This is a genomic window from Vibrio makurazakiensis, assembly GCF_050337375.1.
Taxonomy (GTDB): domain Bacteria; phylum Pseudomonadota; class Gammaproteobacteria; order Enterobacterales; family Vibrionaceae; genus Vibrio; species Vibrio makurazakiensis.
On the sequence record NZ_JAKJSW010000021.1, the window covers coordinates 18,575 to 42,453 of the forward strand.

Below are 23,879 nucleotides of genomic sequence, written 5' to 3' on the forward strand. Positions count from 1 at the left end.
GAACGAGTAAGCTTGATACTTCTTCAGCTTGCTCGTTTTTTTATGCCTCTCAAATAATCATGGATCAGCTGAGCGCCATTTTTGGTCAATGGTTTTGCCAAAAACTTATTCATACCTGCGTCATAGCAACGCTGTTCCGTTTCCTTGAGAGCACTGGCAGTAAGCGCGAAAATATAACTCTGCCGTGAGGACTGCATCTTTCGTATCTGACGAGTCGTTTCATAGCCATCCATAGAGGGCATCAAACAGTCCATGATGATTACGTCATAAAAGGTTTCTCGGCACTTGTTAAGCGCTTCCATTCCACTTAGTGCTATGTCAATTTCAAGCTTGTCATGTCTCAGCATTTTACTCGCGACTAGGGTATTCAGCTGTATGTCATCAACAATCAGCATCGAGAACTCTCTATCAAAAGACTGGTTCATGAGCGGCTGATCAGTCACAACCTCTAGACCCTGATTGTAATTCGCTACCGTAAACTCAAAGTAGAACCTTGAACCTTGCCCCACCAACGACTCCACCTGTAAACGTCCTCCCATCAATTCGATCAATTGAGATGTAATGCTCAACCCTAATCCTGTGCCACCATACTTACGAGTGGTACTCGAGTCAGCTTGGGAGAACTTATCGAATACGTTCACTATTTGGTGTTGTGATAAACCAATACCTGTATCGATAACTTCCACTTTCAATCTGACATTATTACTGTCGATGACTTGTCCACTAAGCTCTAAGCGAACTTCTCCTTCTTCAGTAAATTTAAAGGCGTTGTCGACAAGGTTTATCAATACCTGTTTCAAGCGAGTACTATCAATCCCGACATTCAGAACATTTTGGGTGTGGTTTTTGAATGAGAAATGGATGTCTTTATCTTGTGTTCTAAATTGAAATAGAGAGACGACCTCTTCACACAATCCAATAATATCAACAGGCCGTAGTTCTAGTTTCAGCTTGCTGGCTTCAATTTTTGATAAATCTAAAATGTCATTAACGAGGGTTAAAAGTTGCTCTCCTGAATGCTTTATCAATGTGAGGTACTGCTGCTGCTCACTATCTAACTTAGTTGCATTTAAAAGCTCACTACACCCTATAATACCGTTCAGAGGGGTTCTTATTTCATGTGTCATCACCGCTAGAAACTCATTTTTTGCCAGCACCGCAGCTTCACTTTTCTTCTTCTCTTCTAAGAGAGTCTGATGTTCACTCGCCAAGCGGTGCATTAATGAATCATAGGCTGACGCGAGCCGACCTAGTTCATCTTTTGGGTCAAAAGACTCCTTGGCAGACCGAGGAACCGGCACTGATAAGGAAACCGCACTCACTAATAATTTAATTGGCTTTAAGACTATTTTAGATATCGATAAATAAAGACCAACCCCCACCAATAGCATCCCAATAAATAGCCCAACAACGAGTATCAACATAAAGTCCGTCACTTTACGTTGTTCAGACTTTGGATCAATCAGCAAAAATAGCGTCAACTTTTGGGGAGGTAAATTAGGATCAAAAAACAGTGAGAATTTGTATTCCGATTGGTAAAAGTCACCAAACTTATGTAGTTCTTTGGTCACTTCTGGAGTGATTGCATGTGCTAATTTGTCTCTAAGTTCTAAGTCAGAGGTGTTTTCAATTAGTGTATTGGTGTACTTATTTCTGTTGGACGCAATAATTTTTGCAGTGCTGTCTTCAAGCAATACCACCAAATTAACATCATGAAAGCTCCCCATGGAATTCGTCACACGAATAAGGTTTGCTTGAGTGACTTCGGTCTCAGACGCGATGACAAAAGATTCAGCTAACTCAATGGAGCGCTCCTTTAACTGCTCTTTTAGTATCGCGTCATAAGTAAAAGCCAGAGTTAAACTGATAATGCAACACAACACAACAAGACTACCTATAAGCGGTACGACCACTTTTCTTGCTATGTTAGCCTTTAAAACACTTTCCTGAAGTTTACTCATAGATCAGGTACTCGAATCTTTTGCTCTATATCTGAACATTCAAAGTTAAGCGGCTGGTTGGAAGACAGGACAAAACATACCTTTTGCGCATTCTCTAATAAGCCATCTCCAGACAAGACGACTCGCTGATCACTCTCTCCAACTAAACTTAAGCCACTTAGCGCATCTTCAAATTCAGCAACGGAAATCCCTTCTCGTTCAGCCATAATTTGATAAGCCTCTTGAGGGTTTGTTCTGGCAAATTCTAAAGCCTTTCCCCATGCTTGATGAAAGCGACTGACCCACTCAGGATCTTGCTCCACTACCGCTGACTTTACGGAAATCACATCGATCACTTGTTCTGGAATTTGACTACTATCGAAAATAATATGGTAGTTGGGGTCTCGTAGGATTAAGGTTGAAAAAGGCGGGTATGACACTGCTGCATCAATGTCTCGGCTTTCAAATAATGACTGAATTTCAAGTTGCTCTGAATTATCGAGTTTCACATCGCTCAAACGTAAATCGACCCTTTCAAGTCCAAGGTGCAACATAAACATCCCTAGAGAACCTAATTCAGCACTAACCACCTTGCCTTTAAGGTCTGAGAGTTGAGCAATGTCAGAGCGCGATACAACGACATCGCCGCCATTAGAATAATCAGGTAGCAAAACAATCGTCAAAGGTTCTTGAGCTTCACCAACAGCATGCACCACTTCAATCATGGTACTCGCCATGCCATCCACTCGCCCTTGAACATAGGTACGTTGAACATCAGCTAAAGACGCTAATTCAACTAACTCTATGTCTAAACCGACTTCTTCAAAAATCCCTTTTCTATCGGCTAGATACAAGAACTCGTAACCCGGCCAAGGGTTTATCGCAATTCTTACCGGTATTGATTCATACCTCCCACATGAACTCAATAGTATACAAAGCGGCATGACCATCCATTTCATTTACTGATATTCCTTTTCAATCAATTGCATTTATAAATATAGACAAATTGCTACATCCTGCTGATAGTTATCTTGAATAGTTAGTAATTACTTCAAAGAACTGAGTAGAGAAAGGAGTCACTGATGAGCTTAAATAACGTCCCCTCCGGGCTATCACTGCCAGATGATCTTTATGTCATCATAGAGATCCCCGCGAATGCAGATCCGATAAAGTATGAAGTCGACAAGGATTCCGGCGCCGTATTCGTAGACCGATTTATGTCTGCCCCAATGTTTTACCCTTGCAACTATGGCTATGTGAACCACACACTGTCACTCGATGGGGATCCTGTGGATGTACTAGTGCCAACACCCTATCCATTACTTCCAGGATCAGTGATCCGTTGTCGCCCTGTAGGGGTGTTAAAAATGACAGATGAGTCGGGAGAGGATGCCAAAGTATTTGCCGTCCCTCATTGCAAGCTTTCCAAAGAATTCGATCACATTAAAGATGTGGGTGATATTCCGGAATTACTGAAAGCTCAGATCACTCAATTTTTTGAACGTTATAAAGAGTTAGAGGTAGGCAAGTGGGTAAAAGTTGATGGTTGGGACAATGCCGACGCAGCACGAGAAGAAATAATCAGTTCTTATGAAAGAGCTAAAAGCAGTAAATGAAGAACCTGAATACATTTTAAAAAGAGACACATACAAAAAGAGCCAGTCATACTGGCTCTTTTTAACAGGGTTAGATAACCGAGATTGTTCGGGCATTAATACTACTAAGTACTAAATACCGCCCGACATCGATTGACGACCAGCGTTGTAATCGTCTCTAAACCAATAATCGATTTTATCGCAGATGCCTAGGTATTGCTTACCCTTCACACCCAAAATATAAGCGTCTTGGGAACAATATTCGGTTCGTCCAATTTCATAACCTTGTTCATAAGCGGCATAAAGGTCAAGGCTCACAGGCTTTCCGTCGTTGGCTTTCGCCATCGAGGCTTCTGATAGTTTTAAGCTGCCATTTAATGCTCTTTCAATACCGTACTCTTGCCAAGTGTCGGTGGTCGAGCTAACGGGTAACTGCGTTTGTGCGCACCCCAAAAACAGTAAGGTTGCTAGTAACCATAAATATCTCATAATTTCCTCCAATTGAAAAAATGACAAGTCCACCTAGTACTAATTCCCACTCACCGACTTCCGAAGCAAGAGCTAAACTCTTTGGCACCAATCACCCGTGATAATCTCATCATCTAACTTGTACGCTTTCTGATACAAATAGATCCATGCTCTACCAAATGGTGTATCAATGGTTTCTCTTCGATACTCAACTGGGACATCTTCCAGCTTATCTAACCGATCTAAAGTTTCCTCATCAATTAAATAGACCTCACCAAGAATACTTTTCTTTCCTTCTATCACCGCAGGGTATGGACCAAGATTAAAAAGAGAATAGCTCGGGTCAGTGGAATACTGCCCCAACAACTCACATTCTTGTAAAAAGTGGTGGTTAGACTCACCTTTGCGTAATGTCCCATAGACAAAAACTAAATGCTGCATCTGTTGTTCTCCTTAATCAAATTCAAACTGATAAAGCAGATCTACAGCGCTATCTACACCAGATACGGCTTCCAGATAGAGATCTTGCATTAAACGGTAACGAACGGTGAATTCCCCCAGAGAAGTAAATATACCGACACCATATTTCACTTGTAGTCCCGGTAGCACGTATCCACTTACCGTTACTTGAGAATCATCACCAGAGCCAGCTGTGTCCAATTGCAGATCTTGCACACCGAACGCCTCCCCAATTTCTCCGACGACTTGGCCACTTTTCGCCAAACTCAAACCGATTAAAGTCGTGGTCATCGAGTTGCCGCCAGACTCCCCATCAATGTCTTGTCCACGCAACAAATACGATAAAGCATTGGCTTGTGGCATCGCGGGTTCTGAATAGATTTCAATCGTCGGTTCTGAAGCAGGGCCTGTTACTCGAATACCAGCCACCACGTCATCTTGGGTATTATCTGGGTTACGAATAGCATTGATTGCCACATAAGGTTGGTCTGCGGGGCCGTTCATTAGAATCTTACCTTCATCAATCAATAAATCTTGACCGAATGAGCGGTAAGTACCGTCCGCGATATTCACTTCGCCGGTAATAAATGGGCCTTTATCCTTTTGCGCGACATTTAAGCGGCCAACCAAACCACCTTCTAAACCAAATGCCGACAATAAAAAGTCATCGCCGATAGAAATATTAATATTCGTTTCAACTTCAAATGGAATCTTTGTTTCACCATCAACAGGCTCAAGTTCCTCATTTAAGATAACTTGATCTTTCGATACTGCAATCGCACTTGGTGGTAACTCTTCAACCACGATACGCCCCCACGGTAAGGCTATATCACCAGAGATTTTAGCCAATTTAGGGGTAACATCGATTGTCATGTCAGGTTGCAGCTTTATTTTTACCATCGGTGGTAAATCAACTTTCAACTCTTCCGCAAAGACACGAACTTTGGAACTCCAATCAGTAAGGTCTTGCCAATCACCCATACCGGTAATTTTTAACTCACCATCTGGGGTTTGAATACCAGCATCTAGATCAGCATTGTAACCTTTAAAGTCGAGTTCAATTTTTCCACTGTTCACATCAATTGGTGTGACATCGCCTTTCACTTTCATTTGGTCGACGGTAAATTGACCAAAGACTTGCGGGTGCATTACAGGACCTTTTACTTCGAGGTCGGCTTGAAGTAATGCTTCAAGTAAACTGTATTCACCAATGACAGGCTGCAAGAAATCCAGATTGAAACTACCCAGTGCAATTTTAGCATCTAGCTCTTTATCTTTTGCCTGCACATCGGGCAATACTAAGCGCCCAGACAAGTCTCCATTGTCGGTAACATCAACCAACCAGTCTGCTTCTAGCTTATTGTTTTGAATATGTGCATTCAAAGACACTCGCTCCCAACCGAGTTTCACTGGCTGCTCTAATTTTTGGGTCACTTGTCCTTTTGGTAACTCAACTTGTACTTTCACTTCAGGAGCAGCGCCCTCTGCCCACTTAGCATAAGCAGTAGCATCCACTGAGCCGATTACTTGCGTAGCTTGAGGAATATATTGCTTAACCTGTTCAAAGTTAAATTGCTTAATCGCTAAGTTGGCTTCACCGGATTTACCAGCAACAAGATCTTCAGTCAGACACACACTTGAATCCGCTTGCAACCAGCAATGAGCTTGAATATCTGCGGACTGTTTATCTACATCGACTTTAATCGCTACTTCATCTTCAAGCTTCCAGGTACCTTGCTCTGAAGTAACACTCACCCGCTCTAATTTGCCATCCCACAACATACTTGGCTTTTGAGTCAGGCTTCCTGAGATAGCTAAACTTGAAGAAACAATGTCAGAAAGCACATCAAGCGTGAGTCGATGCTCTTTTTCTCCCCCCTTAACTTTAAGCTCAACGCTATCAACATTGTGTTCTTGATAACTGGCTTTAGCTACCGATAGGCTGAGATCAGCTTTAGGGTGCGGTAATGGAGTCACTTGCCCTTTTAAAACAACGCTTTTTACTTTTGCTTCATCTTGCCAGTTGATGTTCGCAACATTCAGGTCAAGCTGAACATCAGGCTCTTTCATTGCACCTTGCAGTTGAATATTCCCCACCGCCTGTCCCGATAAATCAGGGACACTTTTTGCTAGGTCAGGGAAGTTTACGGCAAGGTTCATCTTCCAATTTTGGTCGAGTTTTCCTTGAGCGCGCAAAGCGTTTGGTCCATGAGACAATACCAATGAGTCCGTTTCTAGCTTGATATTTCCATCCGCTTTCGAGTCAGAAGCACTTAAGCTTCCTTCAATATTCAGCKGGTAATCACGCAATATTCCGTCAATATCAAACTTAGGTAACTCCACTTGCCAGCCACCAGCTTCAGTAAGCTGACCCGACGTTTCCAATAGACCACTAATACGCCCTTCAGCTTCTGGCCATTGCAGCCCTGGTTGAATGTCTTCAAGTTGGAGTGCAGCTTGCCAATTGATTGGAGCCTTCCAATTCGCCATAACTTGACCATTAAGTTCACCGCCCAAGGTGCCCAATTTAATCGTCTCTAAGTCGATTTGCTCCAGTGTCCCTTTACCTTTCAGATCTATACGCAATGGAGGAATTTCTTTACCAACCACTTTTGTATTGAGTTCAACGATATAACCTTCTAATGACCCACTGGTGTTCAACTTAGCGATATCAACTTGGTAGTCACTTTTGCCAGTTAAAGGCCATTGAGCCACACCATCCCTTAATGAAAGATCAAACGGTAATGTAGGTTCTAACGGTTGAATCGAGCCTTCGAGTTCAGCCTCAACCACACCCGAAAATTCAGAATGAAACTGTAAATCCGCCACACTGCCTTGTGCAGAAAGCACAAGTTTTTGACCTGCTACCTCTGTTTCTTTCACCAAGGCATCGAGTGAAAGAACCAAAGGATAGCCTCCTTTCAGCTCTACCTTAGTTGAAAGCTCAGCATTCGCCTGTGGTACATCAATCTCAAGGGTTTTCACATCAACACTATGCCCTGCGGCCAGTACCTCTAACCCTAAATGATTGACGATGACTGGCGTTTCTTGCTTTAGAGTAAAGTTATTGAGGTCAAAACGTTTCCAGTCGATAGAAAGAGGGATCCAAACTTCAGGCAAAGTGATCGCTTGCTTAGTTTTAGGATCAGAAGCCGTAGATTGTTGAGGTTCTGGCTCTGCTTCAGACGATGCAAGCTCAACATTAAGGTCGTTAAGTAAGGTCGGAGCGATCTTTAGGCGATCCCCGTTCATTTTCATCGCTGTTGAAAATAGCGACCAATCAATTTTATTCCCTAAGATATCGAGCTGAATATCAGACAAAGTGATCTTACGGATCGCAACGGGTAATGGGGTCGAAATTGAAGTCGCAGCTGGAGCCGTTTCTTCACTCGCTTGAGGGTCTGAGGGTGGTAACTCAGTAAAACTAAGATCTAGTCCATGGACGGCTAATTCATCAATGCAAATTTTAGGATCGACTAGGCAATGAGGATTAACCGCAACAGTCAGTTTCTCAACCTGAGTATCAATATGTAGATTAGAATCCACAAATTGCACTCCGTTTAGGCTGAATCGAGGAAAGATCGCGCCTTGAGTACTTTCTACTTTTAACTGAGGCAGTGCTTTTTCAGCCCCCCACAACACCATATTCAAACCAGTATTGGTAAATAACGTAATGCCCAGTAAAACCACAATAAGCAATAACAATGAGGTAAGGCTTATCGATAACCACTTAGTCCACTTAAAAACCACCTTAATCATAACTCAGGCCCTAAAGTGAAATGTATTTGGAATTCATCACCAGGATTAGCATCTAGCCCCCATGCAAAGTCTAGCTTGATAGGCCCTACAGGGGAGCCCCATCGAACCCCAACACCGGTACCTTTTTTCCACACTGGAGTTTCATTAAATGCGTCACCCACATCAACAAAAGCAGCAGCCCACCAATTACCAACCACGCGATATTGGTATTCAAAGCTACTAGTCGCTATATATTTCGCACCAGTTAAAGCACCACTAGCATCCACTGGGGAGATAGACTCATAGCCGTAACCACGTAAATTATTGTCACCACCAGCGAAGAAACGCAGTGAAGGAGACAAAGATTCAAATTCATCCGCAAAGTTTGCCCCAAACTCTAAACGCGTTAAGCCTCGGTGGTTTTCACCAATACTACGAATCCAGGAAGTACGACCTATCATACGAACCACTTTTGTCTCGGATAACAATGAGTCGTCGCCCGCTTCAACCATGATACTTTGCTTATCACCCCATGACGGCATTGCTCCGCCTCGAGTTCGGCTACGGGAAAAAGAAATACCGGGTAAAACAAACTGGCCGACATCGTCTTGCAAGCCTTGTTCGTAGTTCTCAATCAAATACCTAACAAATATTGTTCGATGCCAACCATTATCTAAACGCCAATGCCTTTCTACTGCTAAATTTGACTCCAAACTTTTCGTATCACGGTTATCGACGTTCTTCATTCCGTACTGAACTTGATAGTAATCGTTGAGCACATCTTCTAAAGGGATTTTGTAACTTGCGGTAATCGTTTGTTCCGGTTTAGAAATAGAAAGTGAGCTATTAAAGCTGTGCCCACTGGTATTAACCCAGGGCTTTTTCCATTTGAGCGTTCCCTTTACCCCGACATCAGTAGAGAAACCAATACCTGTTTCCAGTTGGTTTTTTGCTTGCGGAGCCAATGATACTTTCATCGGGATTTCACGCCCTTGACCTAAATGTTCTAAATCAGGTTCAACAAAAACAGAAGAGAACCAATCCGTATTCGATAGGTTTTGGTTATATTCACCCACTTTAGAAACTGAATAAGGCTCATTATTCTCGTAGGGCCTTAATGACTCCACTTTTTGCTCTTCGATTTGGCTACCGCTGATATTGGTTTTACCAAAGTGATAACGCATTCCGCTTTGGTAATGCAGTCGGACATAAGCTCGATTAAGTTCAGGAACAACTTCTAAACGGTTAACCTCGTACTCACCATCAAAATATCCTTTACTCAAGGCTAAATTACGTAAAGACGACTTCAAGGAGTCGTATTGGCTATGGTTAAGTACCATGCCTTCTTTCAGTTGGGATTTAGCAATCAAAGCCAAAAAATCTGGGTCGTTTTTCGCTTCGCCTGTTAATTGAATATCTGACTGATAAATCAAAACAGGCTCACCTTTATCCACAACTACACGTAATTCAGAGTCATCTTCAGCAGGATAAAATTGGATGGTCGGGTGGTAGTAACCCAAAGCGTTTACCGCTTCAGTAATAAGCTTTTCGAGGCGAGATTGAAATCGAAGTGATACTGCATATTCATCTTCAGGAATACCAAGCAGATAAGCATCTACATTGTCTTGCAATGCCCCATCTAAACCTTCCAGTTCAAGAGATACATCAGCAAAAGCGAGGGTAGATGAAAGTAATGAGCCTATCAGGACTGGCAAAGTTTTTCTTATCATGCTTAATTAAGTGAACAAGTTATCAATACGTTAAGAGTAAAGAAATCATACCGCTAATAAGGTACTAAGTCTGCAAGAAATAAGACGCTGATACGGTCTCTTTATTTAACTTAGTGAGTTTACTCGAACAACGCCCAAACTCAGATTTCTTACGAATGGAGCCAGAATGCTAAACAAACAACAGATGGTTACCGCAGCGACAGCGATACCAAATAGAACCAACGTAATCCAAGTCACCGAAAAACACTTCGTCAATCACTCGGACTTAACTGCAAAACTTAAAGAATCAGAGCAAGAGATCCTCTTCGGAATGGGTTGCTTCTGGGGAGCTGAGCGATTGTTTTGGCAATTAGATGGCGTGATTTCGACTTCTGTCGGTTACTCAGGCGGTTTTACAGTTAACCCTACTTATGAAGACGTATGTACCGGACAAACCGGACACACCGAAGTCGTACGCGTGGTGTTTAACCCTGAGGTACTCTCACTTTCAAAATTGTTAGAAGTCTTTTGGGAACGTCATGACCCTACGCAGGGAATGAGGCAAGGCAACGATCTTGGTACTCAATATCGCTCGGCAATCTATACCTACAATGAAGAGCAGCATAATGAGGTCTTAAGCTCGAAGAAAACATACCAGCAAGCCATTACTCAATCGTTAGCTCAAACGCTCACAACAGAGGTTCTACCCGCTGGCCGTTATTACTTTGCAGAAATGTACCACCAACAATATCTAGCTAAGAATCCCAACGGATACTGTGGCATTGGCGGTACAGGTGTTTGCTTCCCACCCGGTTCTTAAAAAGAAGAACCTTGCAGAAGCAAACTCACCTCAAATTCAAATAAATTAAATAGGAAGTGCGGCGATAGTGCCGTTTACTTCTTTAAAGATAGAGAGCTTTTTTTTATTTGAAACTTCAGGAAGCAATACTTTACCTTGATCGAATTGGAATTGACCAATTCCTTCAATGGTAAATTGACCTTTGAAAAGGATTTTAACAAGACGCGCCACTTGACGTGGGCGATAGGTAGAAAATTCACGTAGCATATACAAACCTCAACATCCATTTGGGGTACAACAGTATTTAGCACTAACTTGAGTAGTTATTGCGTTATTTATCAGCCAAATCCTTTGGCTTTGCTAACACAATATAGCTCTGTATTAGCGGTTTCAGGGCATTATACTTCTACAAAACAGTTCTGCAACATCTAATTTACGTCATACTATAAAAATCTCACCTCCGCCTTTTTCTCAATTCATATTATACTTCCTGAGCAAACCAACAAATGGAACTTAACATAATGAATAAAAAGAACCTTATTGCTCTCCTACTCGCTTCAACACCACTACTATCGAACGCTCACAACCTTACTGTAGGCCAAGCCGTTCCTGCGGCTGCTATTGATAGCTATGGTGAAATTGTTATAGAAAATCAAGAGACGGCTTACCAAGCATGGGAAACCTCTCAGCTCCTTGGCAAAGTACGCGTTATTCAAGCCATTGCCGGCCGAAGCAGCTCTAAAGAGATGAATGCACCATTAATGGCTGCAATTACCGCATCTAAGTTTGACGAAGCCAACTACCAAACAACGACAGTTATTAATCAAGATGACTCTATTTGGGGCACAGGCTCTTTCGTTAAATCTTCAGCAGAAAGCAGTAAGCAAGAATTTCCTTGGTCTTCTATGGTCGTAGATGAAGAAGGTAAAGTTGCTGCAACTTGGGAACTACAAGAAGAAAGTTCAGCCATTATTGTGCAAGACAAGCAAGGTAAAGTCCTATTTGTGAAAGAAGGCGCACTTTCTGAATCTGAAGTAAATCAGGTAATTAAACTCATTGCTGCTAATCTTTAATAACTAAATCTTTCTTTTTGAAGATCTCACATTAGGATATTGTTATATTATAACAATATCCTTTTTTATCTGTCGTTAAACGAGAATTATATTGCGCTACTCTTCCGTAAAGTTCATCTCAACAACAGCATTAGTATTTATACTGATGTTGAACTTTGCTGTGGTTTCGCACTCTCTGGATCAAGACCCAAACCATCATATTCAGCACCACTGTGAGCTATTTTCCATCGCTCAAAGTGGTTTGGGTTACCAAGCTCTGGTTCTGCCTATCGTAAAGCAGGTTATGAGCCATCAGGCGACGCTCTCTGTCCGTCACACTGAACGACTCTATTTTGCATTTTTGGCGCGCTCTCCTCCTAAGTTAATAAGCTAAAACTTTTACACACTTATTAATTATTTAGGAAAATACCAATGAAACACTCTTCAATCGCAAMATTAATCAGCCTAGCACTTACAGCTCCAGCAATTGCTGCAGACTCTTACCGTTCTCACGACGCACACGTTCATGGTCATGTAGAAGTGAATATTGCACAAGACGGGAAAGAATTATTGCTTGAAGTCACAGCTCCAGGTTCTGATGTTGTAGGTTTTGAACACGCACCCAAGAATGCTCAGGAAGAAGAAGCTGTAAAAAATGCAACAGCATTATTAAATCAGCCTCAAGCGATGTTTCAATTTCCCGAAGCGGCTCAATGTAAGTTGATCTTCAAATCGGTAACGAACTCTCTATCAAAAGAAGATAGCCATGCGGGTCACGATCATCATGACGAACACAAACATGACCATGATGAACATGATCACCATGACGAGCACAAACATGACCATGATAAACACGAGCATCATGACGAGCACAAACATGATCATGATGGACACGAACATCATGACGAACATGAAAGCTCAGGCCATGGAGAGTTTACCGTTGAATATCACTACCAATGTGATTCAATTGAAGACTTAAATAGCATTAATACTCAATGGTTTACTAAGTTTAGTAATACAAAAGCAATCACACTAAATCTATTAACTGACAAGGTTCAGACTCAACAAGAATTAACAGCAACTAAACCTAGCTTCCGTTTCTAAATAAACCACTACGGTGGGGTAAGTACCTACTTACCCCATCTATAAGTATTGAACATTAGTTTGCAGGATCTGCCATGCCTCGTGAATACGAACAACAAGAGCTCGTCGTTGAACTGAACGATATTTGCTTTAAATGGAAACCAGAACTCTCCCCTACGTTAGACATTCCTTCACTGACGGTTTTATCTCAAGAACACTTGTTTATTAAAGGGCCAAGCGGTTGTGGGAAATCCACACTATTAAGCCTTCTTACGGGGATCAACCAAGCTCAGCAAGGGCAAGTACGGATACTTGGACAAGACCTAACTCAATTATCTCCGAGTCAAAGAGATCAATTTAGAGCAGAAAATATTGGTTATATTTTCCAACAATTCAACCTGTTACCTTACTTGTCTGTTTTAGATAATGTTATTTTACCATGCCAGTTTTCCAAGCAACGTAAACAAAGAGTCACTGCAGACTTAAAACAAACAGCAACCGACTTACTCAAAAGGCTCCACCTACCTGAAACGCTAATGCACAAGTCAGTCACAGAGCTAAGTATTGGTCAGCAGCAACGTGTGGCGGCGGCCCGTGCTTTAATTGGTCAACCTAAATTGATTATTGCCGATGAACCTACCTCAGCATTGGATCACGACAATCGAGAACTCTTCATTGAGTTACTCATGGAACAAGCTAGTGAAGCCGGTTCTACTCTAATTTTCGTCAGCCACGATCCAACCCTAGAAAAGTTATTCAAACGTAGCGTTGATCTCAAAGCGCTGAACCAAGCTGAGGTTATTGTATGAAAGTAATTACTCACTTAGCATTTAAAAGCGTACTCAACCGCAAGACAACAGCTATTCTGACCATTCTAACTGTGGCGGTCTCTGTCATGCTACTCCTTGGCGTAGAGAGGGTTAGAACCCAAGCTAAGAGTAGCTTTGCTAATACGATTTCAGGTACAGACCTCATTGTAGGTGGACGTTCTGGGCAGGTAAACTTGCTACTCTACTCAGTATTTAGAATAGGTAACGCAACCAACAATATTGATTGGAAAAGTTATCAAGAGTTCAGCCAACACAAATCAGTAAAATGGGCAGTTCCGATTTCCTTAGGTGACTCGCACAAAGGTTTTCGAGTTATGGGAACCAATCAGAGCTACTTTGAACACTACCGCTATGGAAGTAAGCAATTACTAACCTTCCAACAAGGAAAGCCATTCAATAGCACCTTTGAAGCCGTAATTGGTTCTGAAGTTGCGAAAAAGCTGGATTATAAGCTAGGGGATGAAATCATTCTTGCGCACGGTATCAGTGACGTTGCGTTCAGTCGCCACGATAACTTGCCCTTTAAAATTGTCGGAATCATTGCACCAACGGCCACTCCCGTAGATAAAACCGTACACGTTTCATTAGGGGCTATTGAAGCCATCCATGTCGGCTGGGAGTCCGGGGCTAATTTAGGCCACACTCCAGACATAGAACAACTCAAACAGCATCAATTTGAGCCCAAACAAATTACAGCCATGCTACTGGGGTTAAATTCGAAGATTCAAACGTTCGCTCTACAACGAGAGATCAACACCTATCGCCAAGAGCCTCTTAGTGCAATTATGCCCGGCATCGCTTTACATGAACTTTGGGGAATGATGGCTGTCGCAGAGCAAGCACTATTGGTGGTTTCAGGTTTTGTTGTTGTAGCTGGGCTTTTAGGCATGCTCAGCAGCTTATTAACGAGCTTACAAGAACGTCGCCGTGAAATGGCAATCTTACGAGCGATGGGCGCAAGACCAAGACATGTATTCAGCCTTTTGATCAGTGAAGCCAGTGCCCTCACCTGTTTAGGTATCATACTAGGCGTCAGTCTGCTGTTTTTAATCATAGGAATAGCAGCCCCGATTATTCAACAAACCTACGGTATTAATATATCTGTTTCTGCATTAACCGCTTACGAATGGAAGTTACTTGCACTTGTACAGGTAGCAGGAATTCTGGTTGGATTTATTCCAGCCTTACGTGCTTACCGCCAATCACTGGCTGACGGCATGACGATTAGAGTTTAACTCGGAGTAACAATGAAAAAAGTAATTCTATTAATGATTGGCTTATTGATGATGCCAGTCTATGCAGCAGATACAAACGATGAAGAAATATTGACCTTAGATTGGATCGATTTAATTCCAGAAAGTGAGCGGGCGCAGCTCGATCCTTTTGGCATGCCAACGGTTGATCACTCAACTCAAGCAAAACAATCAACGCTAGGGGCAATTCGCACTGAACTCAATGGCAGCCAGGTCAAAATCCCAGGGTTTGTTATCCCACTCGAAGGCGATGCAGATAAAGTTACTGAGTTTCTGTTAGTGCCTTATTTTGGCGCGTGTATTCACGTACCACCACCGCCACCAAACCAAATCATCTATGTGAAATTTCCACAAGGTGCACCAGTTCAAGAATTATGGGATGTGGTTTATGTTGTCGGAACTCTCAAAACAGAAAGTATGAGCCACGAATTGGCAGAGACAGGATATTTGATCGAAGGAACAAGTATTGAAGAATACGATGACATGTAAATACAATTAACAGTTTGATAACCAGCTAACTTATCTACTCTAGGTTATATATTTAGATAGATAGGTTAGCACAGCCACATACATTACCAACAATACTGCGATAGAGAGCTGCTTTTTCAGCTTATCATCACCAATCTGCATCATTAACCCCTCCTATGGAATTAATACAAATTTAACATTTTTTTATCATTATCTAAAGTCAAATTTATTTGAATCGGTTTGATAAGGGTTTATCTAGCAACTAGCCTCATAAAGAGTTACATTTTAACCAGTTAAGCTCTTATTTTCCCTAATGGTAAATTTATGTCAGATAGCAAGCAGCCCGTTGTTATTGATCATGAAAGTGGCAGCCAACAATCCACTCATCATGAAAAGAAAGCCTACATTAAAGACAGCGCCAGTCGTGTTCTCAGTATTGCTCAGTCTTTTGGTTTAGACGCTTTGTTTAAAGAGCCGAATAGCTCTTCCGAACAACCAGAAAAAACACTACTCGAACGAGCCTTGCTTCGTGAAAAAAAACACAAAGAGCAGTGCCAAAAGAACTTAGAGCAAATCATGAAGTTAGCCCATGTTTCATGTAAAGACGAAACTGCGGGCGATCCAGATCAAGATTGGCTCTATCGCTTTTTCGATATGGCACAACATATCCACAATACCTCAATGCAAAGGTTATGGGCTCAAGTCCTGAAGCGAGAAGTCACCAACCCTGGCTCAACTTCGATGAAAGCACTACAAGTGCTTCAAGATATGACGCCCAAAGAAGCGCAAAACTTACAACGAGCAGCCTCTTTAGCCTGTAGTTTTGGTAGTGATAACAGCAGAAAATTATTGCTCGGATTCAAAGCTCATGGCGGCATATTTAGTTTTGGCAAAAGAGACACCACCAACACCATAAACCTTGGTAGTTTTAAGCTTCCCTATTCGACCTTACTGCATTTAATTGAGCTTGGTTTATTACTAAGTACGGAATTGGAATCAGGAGAGATTGAGTTCGACCCTGCTCTACATCTCTCTTACCAGGGTAAGAACATGAGTTTGCAGCCGATGTCTAAAGGCGTAAAGCTTATCTATTACCGCTTTAGTCCAACAGGAAATGAGCTTTGCCACTTGCTCGGTAACAAACCTAATATGCAGTATCACGACCAGTTGATAGCACTATTAAGCCAAAAGTTTACGGTGCAAACCGAGGTAAAAAGCAGTGTGCACCATACCGTCTAATCGTTTGGCAATATATTCCTAGCTCTCAGCTCAGCAATACATTGATCGACTAATTCATCCAGTGACTTATCGCCTGCAGGCAGATCAATTTCTGGATGAGTTGGCGCTTCATACGCAGAACTAATACCAGTGAAATTCGCAATTTCCCCCGCGCGGGCTTTCTTATATAGTCCCTTAGGGTCTCGTTGTTCGCAAATTTCGAGTGGCGTATTAACGAATACCTCTAAGAACTCCTCTTCTGGCAATAAATCACGCACCAACTTTCGTTCCGCTTGATGTGGTGAGATAAACGCCGACAAGACGATTAGTCCAGCATCTGCCATCAATTTTGCCAACTCACCAATACGACGAATATTTTCACGGCGATCTTGCTCAGAAAACCCTAAATCACTGCATAGCCCATGACGTACATTATCGCCATCGAGCAAATATGTATGGTAACCCAGCTCTGCCAAACGGCTTTCTAGTGCTCCTGCTACCGTCGACTTTCCTGAACCAGAAAGCCCCGTAAACCAAAGCACAGCAGGCTTTTGCCTTTTTAAATTGGCACGAAATGCCTTATCAACTGAGTGCTGGTGCCAGACGACATTTTCGTCTTTAGTTAAGGTAGATGTTGTCATAAATAATCCTTGAAATGAGCTTTCATCACACGACTAGAAAGGGAAAAAATAAGGGATCAAACTCAGTACCAGTACTGAATATACGATAGAAATCGGAATACCAATTCTCAAATAATCCGTCAGTTGATAATTGCCTACGCTATAAACAAGTAGGTTGGTCTGATAACCGTACGGGGAAATAAAACTCGCACTTGCACCAAACAATACCGCCATAATAAAAGGCATAGGATCTACGCCATAACCTATCGCCATACTATAGCCAATAGGGAATGCGAGTGCCGCTGCTGCGTTATTCGTTACCAACTCAGTAAGAATCAACGTCATCAAATAAGTTGCGACTAGGGCACCAAAGACTCCCCAACCATTAAACGCCTCCATGAACATTTCTCCCATACGGATAGAAAGCCCTGAGGAAATCATCAGCTGAGCTATAGACAATGCTGAACCAACAATTACAACGATATCAACAGGGAAACGACGGCGAAGCTCTGACAGTTGGACAATACCAAACGCCACCAGCAATAAAATAAAAACAGCGAGTCCTTTAATAATTGGCACTAAATCAGCCAACGCTAAACCAATCACAGAAGCAAAGCCGAGCAGTACATAGGTAGATTTATCTGCGTCTAATTTGGCACTTGAGTCTAAGTCGTTCATTAACACAAATTCTTTATTGTGCTCTTGTCTTTGTTGCTCAAACTGCTTACCCGGAACTAAAACTAATGTATCCCCAGCAGTGAGTACAATGTTCCCTAGCCCACCTTCTAATCTTTCATGACCACGTCGGATTGCGACAACCACTGCATCAAATTTATCTCTAAATTGACTGGTCTTTAAGGTTTTATTACAGAAGCTGGCCGACGAGCTCACTACGACTTCTACAAAGTTTTGTCCGTTTAAATGATGCTGACCAAACAGGGTAAGCCCTTGTATTTCTTGAAGTGTCGCAACACTTTCAATATCGCCACAAAATAGCAGACGATCTTTAGCGTGTAATATGAAGTCTGGATCAATAGAAGCAGTCGTTTTTCCATCGCGTATGACTTCAGCGAGGAACAATTTTCTCAGCGCACGTAAATTATTCTCGCTGACACTGCGACCGACTAGCGGAGAGCCCGGCTCTACTCGAGCTTCTAAAAAGTAAGGAAGATCATCTTGTGAATGCTCATCGTACGCTGGCAGTAAGTAACTCAGTGGAATTAGGATCAACACTCCGCCTACCAGCACTGCCAAACCGATCGTCGTTGGCGCAAAAAAGCTTAAACTTGGTAGCCCAGCATCTTCCACAAAGCTATTAATGATCAAGTTAGTGGATGTGCCGATCAAAGTCAGAGTTCCACCTAAGATTGCCGCATAAGAAAGGGGGATCAATAAACGAGATGGCGCATGTTGTTGGTTACGTTTGATCGCTCCGATCAAAGAAACAACAACCGCGGTATTATTTGTAAATGAAGAAAGTAACGCTGTGGAAATACCCAACTTCGCAACCACAGTGCCAAGCCGACCTTCCGAGATATTTCGGCTTACCCAACTGATTAAGCGAGTTTTCTCCAACGCACTTGAAGCTAAAATAAGTAAAATTAACGTTAGTAATGAAGAGTTAGTAAAGTTCGTCGCTAAACTAGTTACATCAATCATGCCGCCAATGAATGCTAAGAAAGCAGCACCGGCAAAAATAAAGCTTGGTTTAATACGAGTTACAAGCAGGCAGGTTATGATGCCAAGCAAAATCGCTAATACAAATCCTTGTTCCCACATAACTCATCCTTACTAGGTGGAAGCAGGTGCTTCCACCTATATATGTCAATTGTTCAGTAACGCGTTACTTCAGTAATTGACTAAGATCTTTCGCATCCCAATGTGGGAAGTGCTTACGAACAAGTGCATTCAACTCAACTTCAAACGCTGAGAAATCACCAGTTTGCTGCTCTACGGAATCTAAACTTTGACGAATCAAACCAGCACCGACAGTCACGTTCGTTAGGCGGTCGATAATGATAAAGCCACCTGTGTCTGCGCTGTCTAGGTACTTATCCAATGCCACTGATTCATTCAAAGACCATTCACATAAACCAATACCATTTAATGGCAGCTCAGAAGCTTCGAAAGTCGACAGGTTGTTAATGTCGTACTGGTGACGGACTGTTTCAACTTTACCAACAGTCTTCTTACCAGCGATCTTAATGTCGTATTCACGGCCAGACTGAAGCGGCTGTTCCGTCATCCATACAACATCAGCGAGAAGATTGTTAGTCGACTCCACTTGCGCATTTTCCAAAACAATTAAGTCGCCACGGCTGATATCAATTTCATCTTCAAGAGTCAGAGTTACCGCAAGCCCAGCCTGTGCCGACTCTAAGTCACCATCAAAAGTAACAATGCGTGCCACTTTTGACTTTTTACCCGATGGTAGTGCTTTAATTTCATCACCAACGTTGACTCGACCTGAAGCAATCGTGCCAGCAAAGCCTCGGAAATCTAGGTTTGGACGATTCACATATTGCACAGGGAAACGAAACTCACCTGAAGATCGACTCTGATCAATATCGACATTTTCTAGAACATCTAACAAAGACGGGCCTTCAAACCACGCAAGTTCTTTGCTTTCTGAAGCGACATTGATACCTTCCAGTGCTGAAACTGGGATGATCTGAATATTCGTTTCACCTTCAAGATTTTCAGCAAACTCAAGATACTGATCACGAATCTCTTCGAATCGCTCTTGTGAGTAATCCACAAGATCCATTTTGTTTACTGCAACCACGAAGTGCTTTAAGCCCAACAGGTTCGAAATGAACGAGTGACGGCGGGTTTGATCAAGCACACCTTTACGAGCATCAATCAAGATCACTGCGAGATCACACGTCGATGCACCAGTCGCCATGTTACGTGTGTATTGCTCATGCCCCGGAGTATCCGAGATAATGAACTTACGTTTTTGCGTTGAGAAGTATCGGTACGCAACATCGATGGTAATGCCCTGCTCTCGCTCGGCTTGTAGACCATCTACTAATAAAGCTAAGTCTGGCTTTTCACCTGTAGTACCAACGCGTTGGCTATCAGAGTGAACCGCTGCTAACTGAWCTTCATAAATTTGTTTTGTATCGTGGAGCAAGCGTCCAATTAGAGTACTTTTTCCATCATCAACAGAGCCACATGTCAAAAATCTAAGCATTGATTTATGTTGGTGTTGGCTTAGGTAGCCTTCAATTCCTAGCTCGGCTAGTTCGGCTTCTACTGCACTATTCATTCTTCTTTCCTTAGATTCTTAGAAATAACCTTGGCGCTTTTTCAGCTCCATTGAACCAGACTGATCATGGTCAATCGCACGACCTTGACGCTCACTAGAGGTCGCTACCAGCATTTCTTCAATAATGCCTGTTAGCGTATTCGCCTCAGATTCAACCGCTCCGGTTAGTGGATAGCAGCCTAAAGTACGAAAACGAACACTTTTCTCTTCGATTTTTTCACCTTCTTGTAGCTTCATACGGTCATCATCAACCATGATCAGCATGCCATCACGCTCAACAACAGGGCGCTTTTCAGAAAGGTAAAGTGGGACAATCTCAATATTTTCTAGGTAGATGTATTGCCAGATATCTAGCTCGGTCCAATTCGATAGAGGGAACACACGAATGCTCTCGCCTTTATTCACTTGGCCGTTATACGTTTTCCATAACTCAGGACGCTGGTTTTTAGGATCCCATGTATGATTTTTGTCACGGAATGAATAGACACGTTCTTTTGCACGAGACTTTTCTTCATCACGGCGAGCACCACCAAACGCAGCATCAAAGCCATATTTGTTTAACGCCTGCTTCAACCCTTGAGTTTTCATAATATCGGTATGCTTAGAAGAGCCATGTTCAAATGGGCTACACCCCATAGCAAGACCTTCTGGATTCTTATGAATTAACAGATCAAACCCGTACTTCTCAGCCGTACGATCGCGAAACTCAATCATTTCACGGAATTTCCAATCAGTATCGACGTGTAATAGTGGGAAAGGGATTTTACCTGGGTAAAAAGCTTTACGAGCTAGGTGAAGCATTACAGATGAATCTTTACCGATGGAATACATCATCACCGGGTTATCAAATTCTGCGGCTACTTCGCGGATAATATGAATACTTTCCGCCTCTAGCTGTTTTAAGTGGGTTAAACGTTCTTGGTCCATTTCTGTGCTTCCTTTAAGGCTCGTGCAAACGAGCATTTCTTCACTCGATAATGAAACTACCGAATTAGGTATCTGGCTCACTGATGAATCTGGTGAGTTGGCATATAGAAGCACTTGCGTGATAGATGAAGCCGTTGATTAACCGATCAAGCTAGTCAGCGTGCCTCTATACGTCCTTGATATTGGCATTATGACTAGCTTCTTATATTACCGGAAATTCTAAAATTTCATTTTTTATTCGAAAAGCTGATAAGAGAAAATGTAATGCGACATTTCAATCACATAGAGAGAGGCTATATTTGAAGCTAACTTGCTCACATAACGAGCATTTCTGGGATGCATCTAGCAGAACGCTATCAAGTATTCGTTCGATGTCACACTTTACCTTCCACTGTAATCATTGTTTCATTGAATTTTGTTACATTACGCGGTGAATTTTACCCACTCAATTTGGAGCTAAAAATGAAAGTTGCAATAAAACCTTTATCACTAGCAGTACTTGCTGGCTTAGGCTTATTTACACTTTCAGGTTGCACAACAACGCCTGATACTGATGAAGTGATTAAACTACGTGTCGTAGAAACTACTGACATCCATACCAACCTAATGGATTACGACTACTACAAAGACAAGCCTTCTCAAAAAATCGGCTTAGCACGTACTGCAACTCTTGTTAAAGAAGCTCGAAATGAAGTAACCAACAGCGTTTTAGTTGATAACGGTGACTTACTGCAAGGTAGCCCAATGGGTGACTACATGGCAGACAAAGGCATTAAAGCTGGCGAAGTTCACCCAGCTTACAAAGCAATGAACCAGCTAGATTACGACGCAGGTAACATCGGTAACCACGAATTTAACTACGGTCTTGAGTTCTTAGCTGAGTCTATCAACGATGCTGATTTCCCATACATCAGTGCAAACGTATTTGACGCTGAGACAGGCGAACATTACTTCAAGCCATACATCATTAAGACTCACACATTCAAAGATACTGGCGGTGTAGAGCATGAAATTAAAGTGGGTTACATCGGCTTCGTTCCACCACAAATCATGGTGTGGGATAAGAAAAACCTAGAAGGTAAAGTTTTCGCGAAAGACATTAAAGAATCAGCTGAAGAGCTTATTCCTCAAATGAAAGCGGAAGGTGCTGACGTAATCGTAGCTATTCCTCACTCAGGTGTTTCAACTGACCCATATAAGCAAGGTGAAGAGAACTCGACTTACTACCTTTCTGAAGTTGAAGGCATCGATGCCATCGCATTTGGTCACTCTCATCAAGTATTCCCAGGTAAAGGGTTTGAAAACGTTCAAGGCATCGACAACGAAAATGGTACTATCAATGGCGTAGCCGCTGTAATGCCAGGTCGTTGGGGCAGCCACGTGGGTGTGATGGATCTAACGCTTGAACAGCAAGATGGCAAATGGGTTGTAGCACAAGGTAAATCAGAAGCTCGCCCTATCTTTGATAAAAAGACAAAAACTTCTCTAGCTGAAGCAGATGCTGGTATTGTTCAAGCTCTTGAAAATGACCATAAAGGTACTCGTGAATTCGTTAACCAACCAATTGGTAAAGCAGACGATGTGATGTACAGCTTCTTGGCTCTAGTGCAAGACGACCCAACAGTACAGATCGTTAACCTAGCGCAAAAAGATTACGTGGAGCGTTTCATTCAAGGTGACCCAGACCTAGACGGTACACCTGTACTTTCTGCTGCTGCACCATTTAAAGCAGGCGGTCGTAAGAATGATCCAGCAAACTTCACTGAAGTTGAATCTGGCCAACTGACATTCCGTAACGCTGCTGACCTTTACCTATACCCGAATACGCTAGTGGCACTAAAAGTAACAGGCCACGAAGTGAAAGAATGGCTAGAGTGCTCTGCAGGCCAATTCCAACAAATCGATGTAAACAGCACTGCGCCTCAACAGCTAATTGACTGGGATGGCTTCCGTACTTATAACTTCGACGTGATGGACGGTGTTAACTACCAAATCGACGTAACTCAACCAGCAAAATACGATGGTAACTGTAAAGTTATTAACGAAGGTTCTGAGCGTATTGTTGGCCTAACTTACCAAGGTAAGCCAATCGATATGAAGCAAGACTTCATCATCGCAACAAACAACTACCGTGCATACAGTAATAAATTCCCAGGTACTGGTAGCGAGTTTATCGCTTTTGATTCTCCAGATGAAAACCGTACTGTTGTAGCAAACTACATCACACGTGTAAGTGCTGAAGAAGGTCAAGTTAACCCTGCAGCAGACAACAACTGGACGTTTGCTCCAATTAAATCTGATAAGCCTTTAGACGTTCGTTTCGAGACATCTCCAAGCGAGAAAGCTGCGAAGTTTATTGCAGATAAAGGTCAATACCCAATGAAACGCGTAGCAACTGACGATGTTGGTTTTGGCGTTTACCAAATTGATTTAGCTAAATAGATAAATC

The 23,879-nt window shown here is 42.4% G+C and carries 21 protein-coding genes; 10 read left to right on the forward strand and 11 right to left on the reverse strand.

What is annotated here, in order from left to right:
* Nucleotides 1-23: 23 nt before the first annotated feature.
* Nucleotides 24-1,961, reverse strand: a complete 1,938-nt coding sequence (locus L4C33_RS02770) for an ATP-binding protein (protein ID WP_428810943.1) — start codon at nt 1,959-1,961, stop codon at nt 24-26.
* Nucleotides 1,958-2,899, reverse strand: coding sequence for an ABC transporter substrate-binding protein (locus L4C33_RS02775; RefSeq protein WP_428810944.1), 942 nt, complete (start codon nt 2,897-2,899; stop codon nt 1,958-1,960). The genes L4C33_RS02770 and L4C33_RS02775 overlap by 4 nt, the downstream gene beginning before the upstream one ends.
* A gap of 123 nt (nt 2,900-3,022) precedes the next feature.
* Between L4C33_RS02775 and ppa the strand changes: the two genes are divergently transcribed.
* Complete coding sequence (gene ppa / locus L4C33_RS02780; RefSeq protein ID WP_428810945.1) at nt 3,023-3,556, forward strand: inorganic diphosphatase; 534 nt, start codon at nt 3,023-3,025, stop codon at nt 3,554-3,556.
* Between the two features lie 111 nt (nt 3,557-3,667).
* Here the strand turns inward: ppa and L4C33_RS02785 are convergent, their stop codons facing one another.
* The 4 genes from L4C33_RS02785 to tamA all read right to left on the reverse strand — a co-directional run bounded on the left by L4C33_RS02785 (nt 3,668) and on the right by tamA (nt 9,930).
* Complete coding sequence (locus L4C33_RS02785; protein WP_428810946.1) at nt 3,668-4,024, reverse strand: DUF2799 domain-containing protein; 357 nt, start codon at nt 4,022-4,024, stop codon at nt 3,668-3,670.
* Between the two features lie 72 nt (nt 4,025-4,096).
* Nucleotides 4,097-4,444, reverse strand: a complete 348-nt coding sequence (locus L4C33_RS02790; RefSeq protein WP_428810947.1) for a gamma-glutamylcyclotransferase family protein — start codon at nt 4,442-4,444, stop codon at nt 4,097-4,099.
* Between the two features lie 12 nt (nt 4,445-4,456).
* Nucleotides 4,457-8,221, reverse strand: a complete 3,765-nt coding sequence (gene tamB / locus L4C33_RS02795) for an autotransporter assembly complex protein TamB (RefSeq protein WP_428810948.1) — start codon at nt 8,219-8,221, stop codon at nt 4,457-4,459.
* On the reverse strand, nt 8,218-9,930 hold the full coding sequence (gene tamA / locus L4C33_RS02800) for an autotransporter assembly complex protein TamA (RefSeq protein WP_428810949.1): 1,713 nt from the start codon (nt 9,928-9,930) through the stop codon (nt 8,218-8,220). Before tamA ends, tamB begins: the two co-directional genes overlap by 4 nt.
* Nucleotides 9,931-10,096: 166 nt before the next feature.
* Here tamA and msrA point away from each other — a divergent pair, with 166 nt between their 5' ends.
* On the forward strand, nt 10,097-10,729 hold the full coding sequence (gene msrA, locus L4C33_RS02805) for a peptide-methionine (S)-S-oxide reductase MsrA (protein ID WP_428810950.1): 633 nt from the start codon (nt 10,097-10,099) through the stop codon (nt 10,727-10,729).
* A gap of 45 nt (nt 10,730-10,774) precedes the next feature.
* On the opposite strand, the gene L4C33_RS02810 is transcribed toward msrA, so the two are convergent.
* Nucleotides 10,775-10,975: a DUF1107 family protein gene (locus L4C33_RS02810; RefSeq protein WP_428810951.1), complete on the reverse strand. Its 201-nt coding sequence runs from the start codon at nt 10,973-10,975 to the stop codon at nt 10,775-10,777.
* Nucleotides 10,976-11,229: 254 nt separating this feature from the next.
* Here L4C33_RS02810 and L4C33_RS02815 point away from each other — a divergent pair, with 254 nt between their 5' ends.
* The 7 genes from L4C33_RS02815 (at nt 11,230) to L4C33_RS02845 (ending at nt 16,633) form a co-directional block, all read left to right on the forward strand.
* The gene (locus L4C33_RS02815; protein ID WP_428810952.1) at nt 11,230-11,781 is read left to right on the forward strand and encodes a YtfJ family protein; all 552 of its coding nucleotides are present in this window, start codon (nt 11,230-11,232) and stop codon (nt 11,779-11,781) included.
* 91 nt (nt 11,782-11,872) lie between these two features.
* Nucleotides 11,873-12,154: a DUF2607 family protein gene (locus L4C33_RS02820; protein ID WP_428810953.1), complete on the forward strand. Its 282-nt coding sequence runs from the start codon at nt 11,873-11,875 to the stop codon at nt 12,152-12,154.
* A 38-nt stretch (nt 12,155-12,192) separates the two neighbouring features.
* Nucleotides 12,193-12,864, forward strand: coding sequence for a zinc uptake protein ZrgA (gene zrgA / locus L4C33_RS02825; protein WP_428810954.1), 672 nt, complete (start codon nt 12,193-12,195; stop codon nt 12,862-12,864).
* Between the two features lie 74 nt (nt 12,865-12,938).
* Nucleotides 12,939-13,652: an ABC transporter ATP-binding protein gene (locus L4C33_RS02830; protein WP_428810955.1), complete on the forward strand. Its 714-nt coding sequence runs from the start codon at nt 12,939-12,941 to the stop codon at nt 13,650-13,652.
* Nucleotides 13,649-14,908, forward strand: coding sequence for an ABC transporter permease (locus tag L4C33_RS02835; RefSeq protein WP_428810956.1), 1,260 nt, complete (start codon nt 13,649-13,651; stop codon nt 14,906-14,908). The genes L4C33_RS02830 and L4C33_RS02835 overlap by 4 nt, the downstream gene beginning before the upstream one ends.
* 12 nt (nt 14,909-14,920) lie before the next feature.
* Nucleotides 14,921-15,415: a DUF3299 domain-containing protein gene (locus L4C33_RS02840; protein WP_428810957.1), complete on the forward strand. Its 495-nt coding sequence runs from the start codon at nt 14,921-14,923 to the stop codon at nt 15,413-15,415.
* 303 nt (nt 15,416-15,718) lie between these two features.
* Nucleotides 15,719-16,633 (forward strand): TIGR03899 family protein, encoded by a 915-nt coding sequence (locus L4C33_RS02845; RefSeq protein WP_428810958.1) that lies wholly within the window; start codon nt 15,719-15,721, stop codon nt 16,631-16,633.
* Here the strand turns inward: L4C33_RS02845 and cysC are convergent.
* The 4 genes from cysC to cysD form a co-directional block, all read right to left on the reverse strand.
* Nucleotides 16,630-17,253 carry an adenylyl-sulfate kinase gene (gene cysC, locus L4C33_RS02850; RefSeq protein WP_428810959.1) on the reverse strand — a complete coding sequence of 208 codons (624 nt, stop codon included), beginning with the start codon at nt 17,251-17,253 and terminating at the stop codon, nt 16,630-16,632. The two genes, L4C33_RS02845 and cysC, sit on opposite strands and share 4 nt — an antisense overlap.
* Nucleotides 17,254-17,286: 33 nt before the next feature.
* Nucleotides 17,287-19,011 (reverse strand): SLC13 family permease, encoded by a 1,725-nt coding sequence (locus L4C33_RS02855; protein ID WP_428810960.1) that lies wholly within the window; start codon nt 19,009-19,011, stop codon nt 17,287-17,289.
* A gap of 64 nt (nt 19,012-19,075) precedes the next feature.
* Complete coding sequence (gene cysN / locus L4C33_RS02860; protein ID WP_428810961.1) at nt 19,076-20,503, reverse strand: sulfate adenylyltransferase subunit CysN; 1,428 nt, start codon at nt 20,501-20,503, stop codon at nt 19,076-19,078.
* Nucleotides 20,504-20,521: 18 nt separating this feature from the next.
* The gene (gene cysD / locus L4C33_RS02865; RefSeq protein WP_428810962.1) at nt 20,522-21,466 is read right to left on the reverse strand and encodes a sulfate adenylyltransferase subunit CysD; all 945 of its coding nucleotides are present in this window, start codon (nt 21,464-21,466) and stop codon (nt 20,522-20,524) included.
* 426 nt (nt 21,467-21,892) lie between these two features.
* Here cysD and cpdB point away from each other — a divergent pair, with 426 nt between their 5' ends.
* Nucleotides 21,893-23,872 (forward strand): 2',3'-cyclic-nucleotide 2'-phosphodiesterase, encoded by a 1,980-nt coding sequence (gene cpdB, locus L4C33_RS02870; RefSeq protein WP_428810963.1) that lies wholly within the window; start codon nt 21,893-21,895, stop codon nt 23,870-23,872.
* Nucleotides 23,873-23,879 lie beyond the last annotated feature (7 nt).